This is a genomic window from Photorhabdus machadonis (assembly GCF_052657765.1).
Genome location: NZ_CP199761.1, coordinates 2,734,196 through 2,750,377 on the forward strand (window position 1 = coordinate 2,734,196; position 16,182 = coordinate 2,750,377).

The 16,182-nt window shown below is 44.4% G+C and carries 12 protein-coding genes and 1 pseudogene; 5 read left to right on the forward strand and 8 right to left on the reverse strand.

What is annotated here, in order from left to right; genetic code table 11:
• Positions 1–5: 5 nt before the first annotated feature.
• The 5 genes from rsxD to ACUN2T_RS13015 all read right to left on the reverse strand — a co-directional run bounded on the left by rsxD (position 6) and on the right by ACUN2T_RS13015 (position 4,912).
• Positions 6–1,085, reverse strand: coding sequence for an electron transport complex subunit RsxD (gene rsxD / locus ACUN2T_RS12995; protein ID WP_445493442.1), 1,080 nt, complete (start codon positions 1,083–1,085; stop codon positions 6–8).
• A gap of 12 nt (positions 1,086–1,097) precedes the next feature.
• The gene (gene rsxC / locus ACUN2T_RS13000) at positions 1,098–3,212 is read right to left on the reverse strand and encodes an electron transport complex subunit RsxC (protein WP_445493443.1); all 2,115 of its coding nucleotides are present in this window, start codon (positions 3,210–3,212) and stop codon (positions 1,098–1,100) included.
• Entirely contained in the window at positions 3,205–3,783 is a 579-nt protein-coding gene (rsxB, locus tag ACUN2T_RS13005) for an electron transport complex subunit RsxB (RefSeq protein ID WP_445493444.1), read from the reverse strand. Before rsxB ends, rsxC begins: the two co-directional genes overlap by 8 nt.
• Positions 3,783–4,364, reverse strand: coding sequence for an electron transport complex subunit RsxA (gene rsxA, locus ACUN2T_RS13010; RefSeq protein WP_445493445.1), 582 nt, complete (start codon positions 4,362–4,364; stop codon positions 3,783–3,785). The genes rsxB and rsxA overlap by 1 nt, the downstream gene beginning before the upstream one ends.
• A gap of 107 nt (positions 4,365–4,471) precedes the next feature.
• Positions 4,472–4,912 (reverse strand): DUF2569 domain-containing protein, encoded by a 441-nt coding sequence (locus ACUN2T_RS13015; protein WP_445493446.1) that lies wholly within the window; start codon positions 4,910–4,912, stop codon positions 4,472–4,474.
• A 162-nt stretch (positions 4,913–5,074) separates the two neighbouring features.
• Between ACUN2T_RS13015 and ACUN2T_RS13020 the strand changes: the two genes are divergently transcribed.
• On the forward strand, positions 5,075–6,112 hold the full coding sequence (locus tag ACUN2T_RS13020; RefSeq protein ID WP_445493447.1) for an oxidoreductase: 1,038 nt from the start codon (positions 5,075–5,077) through the stop codon (positions 6,110–6,112).
• Between the two features lie 65 nt (positions 6,113–6,177).
• Entirely contained in the window at positions 6,178–7,155 is a 978-nt protein-coding gene (locus tag ACUN2T_RS13025; protein WP_445493448.1) for a bile acid:sodium symporter family protein, read from the forward strand.
• Between the two features lie 195 nt (positions 7,156–7,350).
• On the opposite strand, the gene ACUN2T_RS13030 is transcribed toward ACUN2T_RS13025, so the two are convergent.
• Positions 7,351–8,517, reverse strand: coding sequence for a cupin domain-containing protein (locus ACUN2T_RS13030; protein ID WP_445493449.1), 1,167 nt, complete (start codon positions 8,515–8,517; stop codon positions 7,351–7,353).
• Positions 8,518–9,031: 514 nt separating this feature from the next.
• Complete coding sequence (locus ACUN2T_RS13035) at positions 9,032–10,153, reverse strand: ISAs1 family transposase (RefSeq protein ID WP_445493450.1); 1,122 nt, start codon at positions 10,151–10,153, stop codon at positions 9,032–9,034.
• Between the two features lie 339 nt (positions 10,154–10,492).
• On the opposite strand from ACUN2T_RS13035, the gene ACUN2T_RS13040 reads away from it, so the two are divergent.
• The 3 genes from ACUN2T_RS13040 to ACUN2T_RS13050 are packed head-to-tail and all read left to right on the forward strand — an operon-like array spanning position 10,493 to position 13,847.
• Positions 10,493–10,732, forward strand: a complete 240-nt coding sequence (locus ACUN2T_RS13040) for a hypothetical protein (RefSeq protein WP_445493451.1) — start codon at positions 10,493–10,495, stop codon at positions 10,730–10,732.
• Positions 10,733–10,741: 9 nt separating this feature from the next.
• On the forward strand, positions 10,742–12,034 hold the full coding sequence (locus tag ACUN2T_RS13045) for a DNA cytosine methyltransferase (RefSeq protein WP_445493452.1): 1,293 nt from the start codon (positions 10,742–10,744) through the stop codon (positions 12,032–12,034).
• 10 nt (positions 12,035–12,044) lie between these two features.
• Positions 12,045–13,847 carry an ATP-binding protein gene (locus tag ACUN2T_RS13050; RefSeq protein ID WP_445493453.1) on the forward strand — a complete coding sequence of 601 codons (1,803 nt, stop codon included), beginning with the start codon at positions 12,045–12,047 and terminating at the stop codon, positions 13,845–13,847.
• A 632-nt stretch (positions 13,848–14,479) separates the two neighbouring features.
• Here ACUN2T_RS13050 and ACUN2T_RS13055 read toward each other — a convergent pair.
• A pseudogene (locus ACUN2T_RS13055) lies at positions 14,480–15,978 on the reverse strand (UvrD-helicase domain-containing protein).
• Positions 15,979–16,182: the final 204 nt, after the last annotated feature.

Consider the following 16,182-nt stretch of genomic DNA (forward strand, 5'->3'; position numbering starts at 1 on the left):
GCTCCTTATTTATGCCCGTAAGCGCGGGGTTGAGTGTAATGGTCAATCAGTGGCACGGTGATATTCGCCAATAAGACGGCAAATGCTATCGCATCAGGATAACCACCATAAACACGGATGACCCAGACTAGCAAGCCAATCATTGCGCCAAAAACTAAACGGCCTTTGGGGGTTGTGGATGCACTGACCGGATCGGTTGCAATAAAAAATGCGCCCAGCATGGTTGCACCGGAAAATAGTTGTAATAATGGTGGGGAATAACGGGTGGGATCGATCAGCCAGCTTGTGAGTGAACATAGACCTAACATGACGATAACTGCTACAGGAATTTGCCAGCTTATAACCTTTCTGTTGAGCATAATAAGCCCGCCAATAAGATAGGCAATGTTGACCCATTGCCAGCCAATGCCTGCCAGAGATCCCTGTAATATTGGCTGACGTAGAACATCATCAATGTTGTGAGTCAGTAAACCGGTTTTAAAACTATCCAGTGGTGTAGCCTGACTTATTCCGTCGAAACCTTGTTGCAACTGTTGCAATGTTGCTCCATCGGGAGTAAGTCCGGTGAAGATTATTGTCAGGCTGTCCAGCGGTGTAATTTGTGCTGCCATTAAATCCATAGGTGGCAACCAACTGGTCATTTGCACTGGGAATGATATCAGCAGCACGACATAACCAACCATTGCCGGGTTGAACGGGTTTTGACCAAGACCACCATACAGGTGTTTGGCAATGATCACGGCAAAAGCGGTTCCCAATACAATCAGCCACCAGGGAGCCAGTGGTGGCAGACTGATACCTAAAAGTAAGCCTGTCAGCAACGCAGAATTATCCTGTAGACGAGTCATCATTGCCTGTTTACGCAGAGACAGAGCAAATGATTCCGCCAACAGGGCAGTCATAACTGCAAGCAGGATCTGGAACAATGTACCGTAGCTAAAAAAGTAAGTTTGTACCGCAATACCGGGTATAGCTGCCAGTACAACCCACAGCATAATGCGGCTGGTGCTTTGCTGATTGTGTGTAAAAGGCGAACTTGCGACTTTTAGCTTTTTATTGACAGTTTGAATGGGCCTGAATTTCATTGATAACAATCACTATTCTGTTGAAATTTTTTGTTGTTCCTGATTGGCTTTCTTTGCCTTGACTCTGGCGATAGCGGCGGCAACGGCAGCTTTGCGCGGATCAGTTTCTTCTGTTGGCAGTACTTCTGCCTGAATGTCGGTTACTTGTTGTGTTTGCGCTCTCTTGGCTTTGGCACGAGCGATAGCAGCGGCAACGGCAGCTTTGCGCGGATCAGTTTCTTCTGTTGGCAGTACTTCTGCCTGAATGTCGGTTACTTGTTGTGTTTGCGCTTTCTTGGCTTTGGCACGAGCGATAGCAGCGGCAACGGCAGCTTTACGCGGATCTTGCTTTTCATCAGCGGTAGATTCTGGTTCTATTGTTTTCAGTGACGGTGTCACTTCCTGACTTTGGGCAGTTTTTTTCGCTTTAGCTCTGGCAATTGCGGCTGCCAATGCGGCTTTGCGAGGATCTTCTGAACCTGTTGGTTCAGGTGTAACCGTATTGATATTTTCAGTAGCCTGTTTTTCTGCCTGATGAGCACGAAGCTGCTCTTTTCTTACTTGACGGGCGGCGATGACTGCTGAATTGTCTGGCACTTGTCCTGGTTCTATAGAAACAACTTTGCCAGCGTCGTCTTGTTTTTCTTTCACACGGGAGAGCGCGGCTTGCACAGCACTTTTATCTGTATTATCGATCTGGACAGCGGCTTTTTTATGTCGCTCCTCACGGGCCAATTTCTCCCGTTCCATACGAGCCTGTTTAGCTTCGAAACGAATTTTGGCTTCAGCTGAACGGAGGTTTTCCTGATCCAAAGCCTGAATTTCAGCTTTCTCCTGACGGTAATATTGCACCAGAGGAATATTACTCGGGCAGACATAAGCACAGGCGCCACATTCAATACAGTCGAACAGATTGTGATCTCTGGCTTTCTCATGCTCTTGTCCACGGCTGAACCAATAGAGCTGTTGTGGCAATAAATTGGCAGGGCAGGCTTCTACACATAACCCGCAACGGATACAGGCTTCTTCCACTGTATTTGAGTCCATTTCCTGATGTGATGGCGCTAGGATGCAGTTACTGATTTTAACAACCGGTACATTCAAGTCAGGCAGAGTGAATCCCATGAGAGGGCCACCCATAATCACCATTTGTTCTGATTGTGGTTCAAAACCGGCTAATTGGAGAAGAAATTGTACCGGAGTACCGAGTCGTGCCCAGAAGTTACCCGGTGAAGCTACTGCTTCGCCGGTAAGGGTGACGACACGTTGAATCAAAGGTTCACCGTCAATAATGGCTCGTTTGATCGCAACCACAGTCCCGACGTTTTGCATCAGAACACCGATAGCAGAGGAACGTCCACCGGAAGGTACTTCTTTACCGGTCAAAATCTTGGTCAGCTGTTTCGCGCCACCGGAAGGGTATTTGGTCGGAATAACCCGGATGATAATAGATTTATCGCCGTTTAGAGCGGTTTTAACTGCTTTTATTGCTTCTGGTTTATTATCTTCGATACCAATCAGGATCTGCTCCGGTTTAAGCAGATGTTCCAGAATACGAATGCCTTCAATGAGTTCGTCCGCATGTTCCTGCATCAGGCGGTCATCAGCAGTAATATAAGGCTCGCATTCTGCGGCATTGATGATCAACGTCTTAATACCATGCCGGCCACTTTGCAGTTTGGTGGCAGTAGGAAAGCCAGCGCCACCTAAGCCAGCGATACCTGCCTGATGGATGCGGTTAAGGATCGTGTCTGCATCAAGTGATTGATAATCAAGTGCCTGAACGCGTTTACACCATTTATCTGCACCATCAGGGAGCAAACGGACACACAACTCTTTCAACCCAGATGGGTGCGCTGTTATGCACGGTTCAATGGCAATGATAGTGCCGGAAGTTGATGCATGAACCGGTACGGTACGGCCAGTGCCAAACGTCAGAGGCTGGCCTTTAAGCACGTTATCACCGGCTTGAACCAGCAATTCGCCTTCTGTACCCAAATGTTGTTGCAATGGGATGATTAACTCTTCCGGCAGTGGCGCAATGCGCAATGGTGCCTGGCTGGATTGCAGCTTCATTTCAGGTGGGTGGATACCACCTTCAAAATCCCAGATTTTGTTTTTGTTGAGTAAACTGAACAAATTAAGCATGGTGTTCAGCCTCAATATTTTTAACCGGAATGGTTTTTAAATCCCACTTCCAGTTCGCAGTCGTTGTTGCCACAGGGATCATAGTAATACAGTCTGTTGGGCAAGGAGCAACGCACAGGTCGCATCCAGTACATAAATCTTCAACAACGGTATGCATAGCGCGGGTTGCACCGACGATAGCGTCTACAGGACATGCCTGAATACATTTAGTGCAGCCAATGCAATTCTCTTCATCAACAAATGCGACTTTGCGGACAGGGTTTTTTATGCTCTCATCACCATCCAGTGGTTGTGGATCGACGCCAAGCAGCCCTGAAATTTTCAGCATGACTTGCTCACCACCAGGTGCACATTTGTTAATCATTTCACCATTATTCGCCACTGCTTCGGCATAAGGGCGGCAGCCGGGATAACCACATTGCCCACACTGGCTTTGAGGCAAAATATCATCAATATTTTCAACGATAGGATCTTCTTCCACCTTAAAACGACGGGCAGCAAAACCCAGGATTAACCCAAAAATTAACCCGAGTGCACTTAGCACACCAATAGCAATCCATAACGATATCATCAGAACTTCACCAAACCACTGAAACCCATGAAAGCCAGGGACATTAATCCTGCGGTAATCAGACCGATAGATGAACCTTTGAAAGGGGCGGGGACATCGGCAACCGCCAGGCGTTCACGAATGGCGGCAAACAAGACCATCACCAGAGAAAACCCTGCGGCAGCCCCGAATCCATAGATAGCGGATTGCAGAAAATTGTGTGATTGATTGATATTCAGCAGCGCCACACCTAGCACAGCACAGTTAGTCGTAATCAACGGCAGGAAAATACCCAGTAACCGGTATAGCGATGGGCTGGTTTTGCGTACAACAAGCTCTGTGAATTGCACTACAACGGCAATGACAAGAATGAAACTCAGGGTACGCAGATAGATTAAGTCCAATGGTAGTAAAATAAAGGTATTTACCAGCCATGAACATACTGAGGCCAATGTCAAAACGAATGTGGTCGCAAATCCCATCCCGATAGCGGTTTCCAGCTTTTTAGAGACGCCCATAAAAGGACATAAGCCAAGAAATTTCACCAGAACGAAATTGTTAACCAATACGGTTCCGACAAATAAAAGAAAGTAGTCAGTCATTGCTGTGCCTGAAATAGAGTCTGTTTATTTTTTATAAAATTATAAAAATGCCCGCACCTTACTGTGGGACAAACTATTGTTATGATAACAATCAAAGAAAATTGCGGTTATCGATCTTGTGTGAAAGTCATGTTGACCCGGTGAGAACGCTTAATATAGGGAACGAAAATAGCGGCGGCTAATAGTGGCCATGCTAATGCTCGTAGCGCAATTTGATCAGGAATGGGGGAGAAGGTGAACGTTTTCAAGGCGATTAATACGGTCACAATAAGCCAGAGAATAAAGACTTGCGGGAATCTTTTTGACCGGCGGAAAAGCAATTTCAACACCCATAGGGTGAAACACCACATTACCGCCGTAATGGCAACAGAAAGAAACCACATTAAAGTAAAGTGATTATTCCCGCTACTCAACGAAAGGTTTTGACTGAAAAAAGTCATAATATATAAAGCGAGCATGGCACTGGCACTGAGAAAGGTCATGATCAGATAAGCAACCGGGGCCAGAACCCAGCCATTAATTCTGTGGTAATCATTAGTTTTATACATAAGCTATTCCCACTCAAGCGATGTGAAAAAGAAATAATAGGCGATTCTGCTTGGTTAGTGAATAGATTGATTCAGAGATAATTTGCACAATGGTAATCACCGATGATATTTTTTACTGATGCTGAATTGCAGCATATGGAATAATAAGTTTGAGGGCCTGTTATGAGTGACCTGTTAAAGGTTGGGTTGGTGGGTTATGGTTATGCCAGTAAAACCTTCCATGCTCCATTAATTGCCGGGACTGCCGGTGTTAGATTGGTTGCCATTTCCAGTAGTAACGCTGAAAAAGTGAAATCAGATTGGTCAAATATTGCGGTCGTATCCCGCCCGGAGGATCTTTTCAATGATCCTGAAATTGATTTGATCGTTATTCCTACGCCTAATGACACGCATTACCCTTTGGCACAGAAGGCGCTGGCAGCCGGTAAACATGTTGTGGTGGATAAACCCTTTACCATTACGGTTGAACAGGCCGAGTCTTTAAAGCAACAAGCAGAACAGGCGGGATTATTACTTTCCGTATTTCATAACCGCCGTTGGGATTCTGGTTTTCTGACAATAAAATCTCTGATTAAAGAAAATCAATTGGGAAAATTGAGATATTTTGAATCCCATTTTGATCGCTATCGTCCGGTTGTACGTCAAAGATGGCGTGAGGCGGCAGGAGAGGGAAGCGGCATTTGGTATGATTTAGGTCCTCATTTACTTGATCAGGCGGTTCAACTGTTTGGTAAACCGCAATCCATTACCGCTGATTTGGGGATAATCCGTCCACAAGCCGAAGCGGTGGATTATTTTCATGTTTTGCTGAATTACCCGGATATTAAAGTGGTTCTTCATGCAACAACACTGGCGGCAGCTGAGTCTGCGGTTTATACGCTGCATGGTATGGAAGGTAGCTATGTGAAATATGGCCTTGATCCTCAGGAAGAACGATTGAAAGTCGGGGAAAGACCGCCACATGCCGATTGGGGATATGATATTCGTGATGGGATTATGACGTTGTCACGTGGAGATGAATTAGTAACTGAATATATCCCGACGTTGCCCGGTAATTATTCTGCTTATTATGCTGCGATCCGTGATGCTATTACGTTAGATAAACCCAATCCGGTAACGGCAAGTGAAGCCATTCAAATCATGAAATTGATTGAAGCCGGTGCCGAGTCTGCAAAACAACAACGAACAGTGGCAGTTTAATCGTAACTTTTATTGATTAGTCCGGATTACCGGGCTAACTATTTGCAAAGCAAGGAAAATAACTAATGACTTGGTGGCAAAAGTTAAAAATAGATCCTTTTTTGATGATATTAGTGACGGTAGTTGTTATTGCGACATTCTTGCCTTGTGAGGGGGAAATTAAAGTCTGGTTTCAACGGCTAACGACGGCTGCTATTGCTTTGCTATTCTTCATGCATGGGGCTAAATTATCCCGACAAGCTATTATTGCCGGCATGGGGCATTGGCGGCTTCATTTAATGGTCTTTCTCAGCACCTTTGTCTTATTCCCGATTATAGGATTAGGGCTGAATCTGCTGGTCCCTGAGATCATGACCTCGACAGTTTATTGGGGATTTCTTTACCTTTGTGCATTACCTGCCACTGTTCAATCCGCTATCGCTTTTACCTCTGTTGCGGGTGGTAATGTTGCTGCTGCCATTTGCAGTGCGTCGGCATCCAGTATATTGGGGGTGTTTTTATCGCCAATATTAGTTGGGTTGATGATCCATACACAAGGTGAAGGCAGCGCTGATACAGTGGAAGCAATAAAATCCATTGTGTTTCAATTGATGGTTCCTTTTATTATCGGGCATCTGTCACGGCCATTGATTGCACGTTGGGTCGAGAAACATAAAAAACTGGTTAATATGACGGACCGGTCATCAATTCTGTTAGTGGTTTATGTGGCTTTCAGTGAGGCGGTGGTAGAAGGTATTTGGCACAAGATTGATGGTTATTCACTCCTGACCATTGGGGTGGTTTGCTGCGTTTTATTGGCGGTTGTGTTGGTTATTAATACTTATATTGCCCGTTGGTTAGGTTTTAATAAAGAAGACGAAATTACTATTGTCTTTTGTGGTTCGAAAAAGAGCTTGGCTAATGGTGTGCCGATGGCGAATATTTTGTTCCCGGCGGCGACGGTTGGCGTAATGTTGTTGCCATTGATGATTTTTCATCAGATTCAATTGATGGTGTGCGCGGTATTAGCGCAACGTTATGCTCGGAGGTTAAGGCGAGAGTAAAAGTTTTTGAAAAAATCTTCCTTCCTGGTGATGTTACAGCAAATAAAATAAATAAGAAAAGAAGATTCACATAATAAGTGCAACATCTATTTCTTTAATCATTTTTAAAGCTGTTAAATAAAGCCCCGTGTCAACGAGGCTATTTCTGATATACAAGGTTATATAAGTTTCTTCAATACACCATGGTGTAATATATCAAGTCCTACGGCGTGATATAACTAACTTACCGTTAGGACGATCCACCCAATCGGAGGGATTATTGTTGAAGTTATCCGCAAGCAGATAAGACGGAGTTTTAGCTAACCAATCAGAAAGTGAAATATCTTGGTAGATACCGTTATCTAGCACAACCAGTACTTGAAGATCATCATTACCAATATTTTCGATATAGTGACCAAATCCCAGTGGCACATAACCAACGTCGGTTGGCCCATATTTTGCGGTTTGTGCGTGCCCGTGGGAACTAAACACGGTCATACGGCCTTTGCCTGAAATATAGTATTGCCACTCGTTGGCATTAGGGTGCCAATGTAGTTCACGTATAGCGCCAGGTTTGATGGTCTCTATGAGGCCAGTGATCGTTGTAGAAATGGGAAATTCCTTCGATGATGCTCGATAAACACTCCCTGAGTCGTTCTCGAAGAAGGGTTGGTTCTTCAAGAGTTCATAACGGTGGGTGAGTGGGGCATCGTTCAAACCACCATCGTCAGCAGGTAGGGGAAGTTTTGGCGGGATAGCTCCACCGACGATGTAAGCTTCACCCTGTTTGATTTTAGAAAAAACAGATGCAGGCATGTTGACACTTTTCTCAAGCACCTCTTTCGGCATGTGCGTTATCCAATCAGTGATGCTGAAAGTGCCAAATTCTGAGAAGTGTCCGTTATCAAAAGCCAGAATAAAATGCGCGCCATCTTCAAGTGCCTGAATGGAATGACCATGACCTTTGGGAAAATACCATACATCACCGGGACCAAAATCGGCTACTTCACTTTTGCCCTCGGGATCAATGATGGTAATACGTGCATGACCTTCAAGCATATATGCCCATTCAGCGGCAACAGCATGCCAATGGAGTTCACGCATGCCACCCGGTTTAAGCATCATATCAACACCCGCAATCCCTTCAGATATCGGGAATTGTTCCACCGTAGCTTCCCGTGCCCATCCATTTTCCAATATCCTTTTTTTGCTATCGGTGAATTTGTATTTATATAAACTTTTGGCATTTATTGGTTGTTTATTCTTGCCAGCAGTGACTGTATTGTGTTGTTCGTCAGCAACAGCCGCTTTAATCATACCGCCCATGCTAGCGGCAGCCGCGCCAATTGCGGATGCCTTCAAGATATCACGACGAGAGAACATATTTATTGGCTCCAAGTAAAATGGGTACCAGCAAGAATAGTTGCAAGCTGATATCTATTTGTTTGTTTTTTTTAAGTTAATGGTTGTCACGGAAAGAAAAATTAGGGGTGACTGACTAAGCATAGTAGAAAATTAGTCGTCTAGGGAAAACCAGAAACAACTCTGGTTTTGGAAATCCTGCACCAGCTTGGAGCCAACAGAGCCCTTGATACTGATAGAGAGAACGTAATACCAGCGCTGACCTGCTGTTTCCTCAGCAGTAGCTTACGGGGTTTGAGGAGCAACGGAACCATAAGGACTGATAAGTGGTTAAATAGAATGGCTAATATTCATAAAATCAAATAATTATAACTTTTACATTACCTATTATGAATATCCGTCCAAAATGAGTTAAAGGTTATTTGGTTATCGTAGATAGGCAAGCTGAAAATAGCAATTCACGATGTAAGTTACCCAATTTTTGGCTATTTAAATTGACCACTTAACCAGGGGTTACGCATGAAATTTGGGTAGGCTAAAATTGATTAAATAACAGCGCTTCCATGTAGCCATTATCCCACCCTGCTGATTTCCTTCGAGCACTCAAACTCAGTTTACTGTTGGTATCTCGTTTAACGATATTGAGCGCCATTTTACGTAATTGGGTAAATATTCTTGTGGCGATCCGCTCTCTCATCCGTGAATCATCTTCTCTAAAAGTGACATCCAGTACCCAGTGTAAACTATTTTCGATAGCCCAATGCTTTCGTATGGCACCTAACTGAAAGGTAGGAGTATCCTGGCAACTGCTTAAATAATAACGAAAATCAGAAGTGACTGTGTCAGAATAGTGTTCTTGTCGTATCGTTTCCGTTACCAGGAGGGCCTGAATATCTGGCCAGGAACCTAAGTGTTTTGTTTCTGATGTCAGCGGCAGAACCCATCCGCGTCGTCTGACAGTACGTCCGTGGCTATCATCGAATTCATCCTGGTCAGGTTTAAGGTAAGGTTTTTGGGTTATCTGTTGTTGCTGAAAATAGTCAACGGCTTCCGAAAAGGTTTTCCCCTGATTGCCTTTAAGGGACAAAATATAATCGGCTTCACTCTCGCGTAATTGTTGAGCAATCGTGCGTTGGCAGCCCATCGCATCAATCGTCACGAGGTGTCCTTTCAATGAAAGCATCGATAATAATGCGGGGATGGCCTTAATTTCGTTTGATTTTCCGTCTACTGCACACTGACATAAGCTGAGCCCTTTCTCAACCGAGAATGCACTCACCACATGTAATGAGCTTTGTTCAATTTTCTTATCAAAAGAATGGCGTAAACTTTTACCATCAATCGCAATGATCGCCCGCTTTTCTGAAAAGAAGTCACGAGAAACCCACTGATAAAAATGACGTTCAAAGAGGCCGGGATTTAATAAACTGAAACAGCGCCGGAAAGTATCATGTGACGGAATACCGCCTTTGAGCGGAAGAAATGAACCCAGCCAATCCTTTTTTAGCTGGCCGTACTGTTCAATATCGGTCCAGGCGTTAGCGCCGGCAATGACAGCGCACACCGCGATCACTAAGATATCAATAAAACGGTGTTTGACCTTTCTCTGACAACGTGGCTCTGGAAAATCAGAAAAGACATCCACTAATTTTTTCATCAGCGTCCCTTTAAAAATGAAGGCATTATCCACTAAATATTTTCATGCGTAACCCCTGTGACAGCGATACGACGAACAAATATTAGATCATCAATGAGTCAAATTTCAACCTAGAAGTTTTGTACAAAATTCGTGCTTTTTTGTTTGCTTTTGTAGCACTTAAATGCTACAAAAAGAATAAATCCGGAGGTGAAAATGAACCAGATAACGCAATACAGAAACTTCATTTCTGGTGAAGTAAACAGAATCATGACAGAACAAAAAATAACTGTAAGATTATGTTCTAAAAGATTTAATATAGAATATCGATATCAGATTGATATTGGTGAGTGTCAATCTATGACTAAAGATTTTGTGCAAAGAGTCAGGACAGGGAGATTCAAATCATTCACACCAAGAGTAGCAAAATTGTGCGACTTCCTGGACATAGATCAGCCCCAACTGGTGGAACATGTAACCCAGTCGGATGAGTTGCGCAAAAAAATACACACTATTGACAGCCTGATCCGGGATGACCAGATACTTCTGAAAAAAGTATCTAAATTACTGGATGACATCACCGAATTACTCAGAGTTTAAGAGGGATCTATGGAGATACACAGTAATGTAATAAAGCAAAATACCTCTGCATTTCGTTTCGTCGATCTGTTTGCTGGTATCGGTGGCTTTCATGCCGGGATGGCTGAAAATGGAGGGGAATGTGTATTTGCCTGCGAAATTGATGATACGCTGAGAAAAATATACGAAAATAATTTCGGTGTTTTTCCTGAAGGAGATATAAAAAAGGTTGATGAAAAATCCGTACCTTCTCATGATATCTTATGCGCAGGCTTTCCATGCCAGCCGTTTTCTCTCGCTGGTAAGAAAAAAGGGCAAACCTGTCCAGAATCAGGCCAGCTGATAGATGAAGTAGTTCGTATAGCAGAACATCATAAACCTCGCTATGTTCTACTTGAGAATGTCCCCAATATTATCACCATCGACAACGGAAACTTCTGGCGTTATATGAATACCAGATTCAATGACATCGGTTATTCATTACACTACCGCATACTTTCGCCAGTAGATATTGGCGTTCCACAAAACCGACAACGTGTATTTATTGTAGCCTGCCGGGATAAGACAGATTCATATACGCTGACTTGGCCAGAACAGACATCTCAGTGCACCAGACTTGAAAACATACTTGATCATAAAGGTGATTTCAGATTACTTGAACCTGCCAAAGCCGAGTTATTAAAACACTGGCAACAATTATTGTCTCAATTGTGTATTACCGAACTCCATTCAATATCCATTGCAGCACCTGAGTTTGGTGCCGATTATCCAAAAAACTTCTCCCGCCTGACGCTTAAAGAAATGATACAATATAAAGGTGCATACGGACAGTCACTAACAGGTTGTACAACTTGGAAAGAAGTCCTGGACAGACTCCCCTCTTACGTCAGAAAAAATCGGCAGGTTCCAGACTGGATTAACAGTTCAGTCGATTTTTCACGTAAGCTATATATTCAAAACAAAACAGTAGCTGATAAGTGGATTACCCGGCTGCCCCGACATAACAATAGCTGGCAAATTATGGAATGGAGAGGTGATCGCCAGAACCTGACCATCAACGATCACCTTGTACAATTTCGGGCATCAGGCATCCGGGTTTTCAGAAAAGATGTTGCTCCGTCACTCATTTCGATGACATCCACTCAGGTACCGGTTATTCCTTGGCTCGGGCGCTATATCTCAGTGCGTGAAGCAGCAAAATTACAGAATCTTCATCATTTATCTTCATTACCAGAGAATAATTCCGCAGCGTTCAAGGCATTCGGTAATGCAGTTAATGCAAAAATAGTTTCCATGGTAGTGAGCAACCTGATTAAACATTAAGGATGGTGTTATGGGTATTGATAAAAAGAAAGATAAGCAATTACAGATTGATATCTCACCAGAGATGCAGATTTACAAGGTATTGCAGCATCTCAATTACGGAATTGAAACAGCACTGGCAGAACTGATAGATAACGCCATTCAGTCATATGTTGAGGGGCGTCAACTACCTGACGGAGGTGGACTGGATGAGCGTCTTTCGATAAAAATTGACATCAGCGAAGATACCATCACCATGACGGATACCGCTCGTGGCATCGGTATTGAGGCCATCCAGCGCGCACTCAAGCCGGGCTTTGAGTCTAATCACCCGGCAGAAAGCCTCAGTGTGTACGGGATAGGGATGAAGAGTGCAGCTCTGTGGTTCTCGGAAGACTGGAGTATCAGAACATCCGTACCGGGTGAACTCTACAGCTTGAATTTCAACTTTAATCTCCCGAAACTTCTCGAAAGCCATAGTGAAACTGAAGCTGTCGGGATAGAAGATGAGGAGGCAGAAGCACATTACACAACGATAACGATGAGAAACGTAACCCGTAACGAAAGCAAAAGTTACTACGAAGAAACCGTCATTCCTTTTCTTCTTGAGACTTTTGTCAGATTCAGCGATTTCCTCGATCTAAAAATTTATTTCAACAATCTACTGTTAAAACCAAACAGTAAAAAGCTTCTTCTAACTGTTCCAGCGCCACATATTTATCCAGAAGTAAACCCTAAGGGGGTCATCACTGGGAAGACGCCTGTAAAATGGATAATTAACCTCAATTTTCTCTATGAAGAAAATAAAACTGTACGTGGGTTTATTCTGCTGAGAGAAACCGGTGGTTATGGGCAGCCAGGTATTCGCCTTCTCAGAAACAACCGTGTTATCGAGGGCACATCCGTTTACCCTAATATTCCAAATGAATTACTGGGAACAAAAAACAAATACGCAGCACAAAGGATTTATGGTGAGCTTGAGCTGGATGACTTCCCCGTTGACTTCATGAAAACACAGTTCAACGATAATCTCAAAAATTTGTTTGAAAAAATAAACACTCAACTTTCCGACAGTTATTATTTTAATATTATTAAACAGGCCACAGGATATAGAAAAAAAGAAGCAGACAAACCAGAGAATCAAGACCTCGTTGAAAGAATGCTGAAAACCATATCGCCAGTCCGGGCCGATATAACTGAATTTGAGGAACTTCCGGAAACCGGGAACGATGAGGATACTGATAAGCAGAAACCTACGGCTGATCCTGTTAAAGAACCGAATGGAAGAGCAACAGCCTCTACATCAGGTGGTGGTACAGATAATACAGATGGAGGTAACAATTCCGGAGTACCTACAAGTTTCGGTCCGGCATCGTCAGGCGGAGGAACCGGCGGCAACGGCCCATTTGAACCTCAGCCAGATAACAGAATAGAGATGTCGGAAGCACTACATCGTGCTTTTTCACGCTTACCAGGCGATAAGCTGCCACAGCTCTATACCTCACTTTGTACCGTGTCTCTCAGAAAACACGCCGTGATGTGCTACGTGGCAGCATGGTCCCTGATTGAAAGCTGGTCTTCCGCAATAGGTAAAACTGATGGGACAGACTTTTCTTCCTTTCTGAATCCAAAGGTAGCCAGCTTCGCGAAAGACAAAAGCAAAAAAGCAGATCTGCGTCAGGTACTGGACGATATTAAAAGTAAAGGGAATTGTAATAAGCATTCTGCTGTCTACGGAAATAGTCACGCTTTGGATTTGAAAAAGGACTTTATTATCCTAGAACCATTTATTATCAGCGCCACCGAACAGTATTTTAATGAACAGTCAGCGTGACAACGTGATTGCTATCCAGGGTCGACTCGGCCCTGGATAGCAATCTCTGGTTTAGTTCACGACCTGACTTTAACCTGTTTGTGTTACACTGCATTTTTGTTCTCCGGTATCTGCGTAACTCACAAGAAACAACCATAGAATACATCTTGTTAAACGGACATTACACATTTATAAGCGAAGAAAAGGAGATCGTTCTGGACGCGATGCTCAACGGACAACATTGTTTTCAGGCTAATTATTGACGCCACAAAATTTTTGCGGCTTCCGGCTTTCAATCCCTGACCGCAGGGGAAATTTCATTTTCACTTAGCGTGAGTCGACAAAAGTTGATTGCGAGCCGGGCAGGATAAATGCGAGCCGATTATCACTTAATGTGAGCCGGGAGCATTTTTCATTTGCAGTTAATGTGAACCGAAATCTGCGCTGATTGCGAGTCGGGGGGATTTCGATTGCGAGCTGCTACAGCTAGGAGCAGTAAATTCAAAGGTGATTTTTTCATAGTCTCACGCACGTATTTTCCCATGATCGATATGGTAGAGGTGAGCGGCGTGAAATTAGGCAGGTGTAAGCGCCCATTTAGGGCGCTTAGAGCGTTTTATTTGTCAACTTTCACATGTAAAGAATTGACCAAACTATTTGGACGTGTCCTCTTCAACTTCTTTGGCCTCAGCAGCCATCTTTATCTGCTTCTCGACTAAGCGCTTTTGGGTAATGTAGCGGATAACCATCTCTACAGCGCTGTTCAAAGCGAGGATACGCATTGCCCTGGTGGAGGCGACGTAGAGCAGGTTTATTTCATCATCACGAGCCATAGGGTCGAGTTCAGGATCAAGGACATCAGGAAAGTCGTCATAGAGCTGAACAAAGTCCCATTCAAGCCCTTTGCAGCGATGGGCAGTCGAAACCGTAATATCGGCACCAAACTCTTCTTTGACTGTATTTCGTCGCAGAATAGTGAGCCGCTTAGGTATTTCATCGTAGCTGTTGATGATTTTGACTGCCCTCATCATCTCAGGGTCTTTTGTCGCCTTGGCTACTTCTTGATACTCAAAGTAGTCTTCATATTCATCAAGCAGCTTCTTGTTTTTTACCCAGTCAGGTTCAGCCATCGAGAACCAATACAAATCCTGGAGCTCATTAATCTGGTAAGCGTCGATTCCACCCACCCAGAAAACTTGTGAACCGGCTTCGGTAGCAGAGAGAACCGTTTCAATGACACCCATGACGGTTCGGTGAAGTATTGCTCGAGGGCCCACATCGCCTGGTAAAAACATAACCACCTGATCTGCTGGCCCCCGGCCAATGACAGGACGGGTTTCACCTTTGAGTTCAAGAAGGGCGTTTGCCACAAGTGACACGTTGGGACCAAAGCGGAAGCTATGAGTGAGATAGAGTTGATCGGTGTTCATGAGTTCTTTGCTATCAAGGGCGTTGTTTGCACCTCTGAACCTATAGATCTGCTGGTGGCGGTCTCCAACCAATATTATCTTGCAGTTCTGCTGCAAGACGATACTGCTTGTGACTGGGTTTGCGTCCTGGGCTTCGTCAAAAAGAATAGTTGTGTACCGGCGAGACAGATTTGGCATCCTGAGCTGATACTGCTTGAGGTAGCAGTCGTGGACGGTCGGGAACGGATCTTGGGCGTTGGTCATTCGCTTCCATATCAGCTCAGCACCCTCAACCACCTGAATTTGGTATCTTTCCTGTTTGGATGTGAGCACCTTGCCCGTATCAGCGCGAGCAAAATGTGCATAAAGAATCCGCATGTCTGCGCTGCACATGAAGGCGTTTAGCGTGTCAAGAATGTCTTTGGCAAAGGTCCAGTCCTTCGTATTTACCGCTTGGGCAATATCGGTAAGTCTTAGGTTGCCAGTGAGTTTATGATGATAGCTTCTTCCGATAGTGGCGTAGGCAAGCTGGTGGGACGTTTTGCAGGAAACTTTTCTCTGGCCTCGTCGCGGATGGCCCGGTTGTATGCCAAGTAGAGGATGCGGGAATCAATGTTGTTGTGGGCGTATTTCACCAACGTAGTTGTTTTACCCGTGCCAGCGTAAGCCTTAACGACAAGCCGAGGCCCTTTATACTGAGTGATCAGTGATTGTTCGGGTGTATCAGGAGGTAGTTGCTTCATGAGACCTCCTACGCCAAACACATCTGAAGTGTGATGCGCTTCCTTTGTGTCGAGAGGAACGTACTGACCCGCTTTTCTTCTCGGGGGAGGGATACTTCACAAGGTGTAACCAGCCATAGTCGCCAATAGACGCGGAGGCTAATGCCATAGCCTCCTCGATCTTGGCTTGAAGAGCCGCCGCTCTGCTTCGCCACTCTTCTGAAT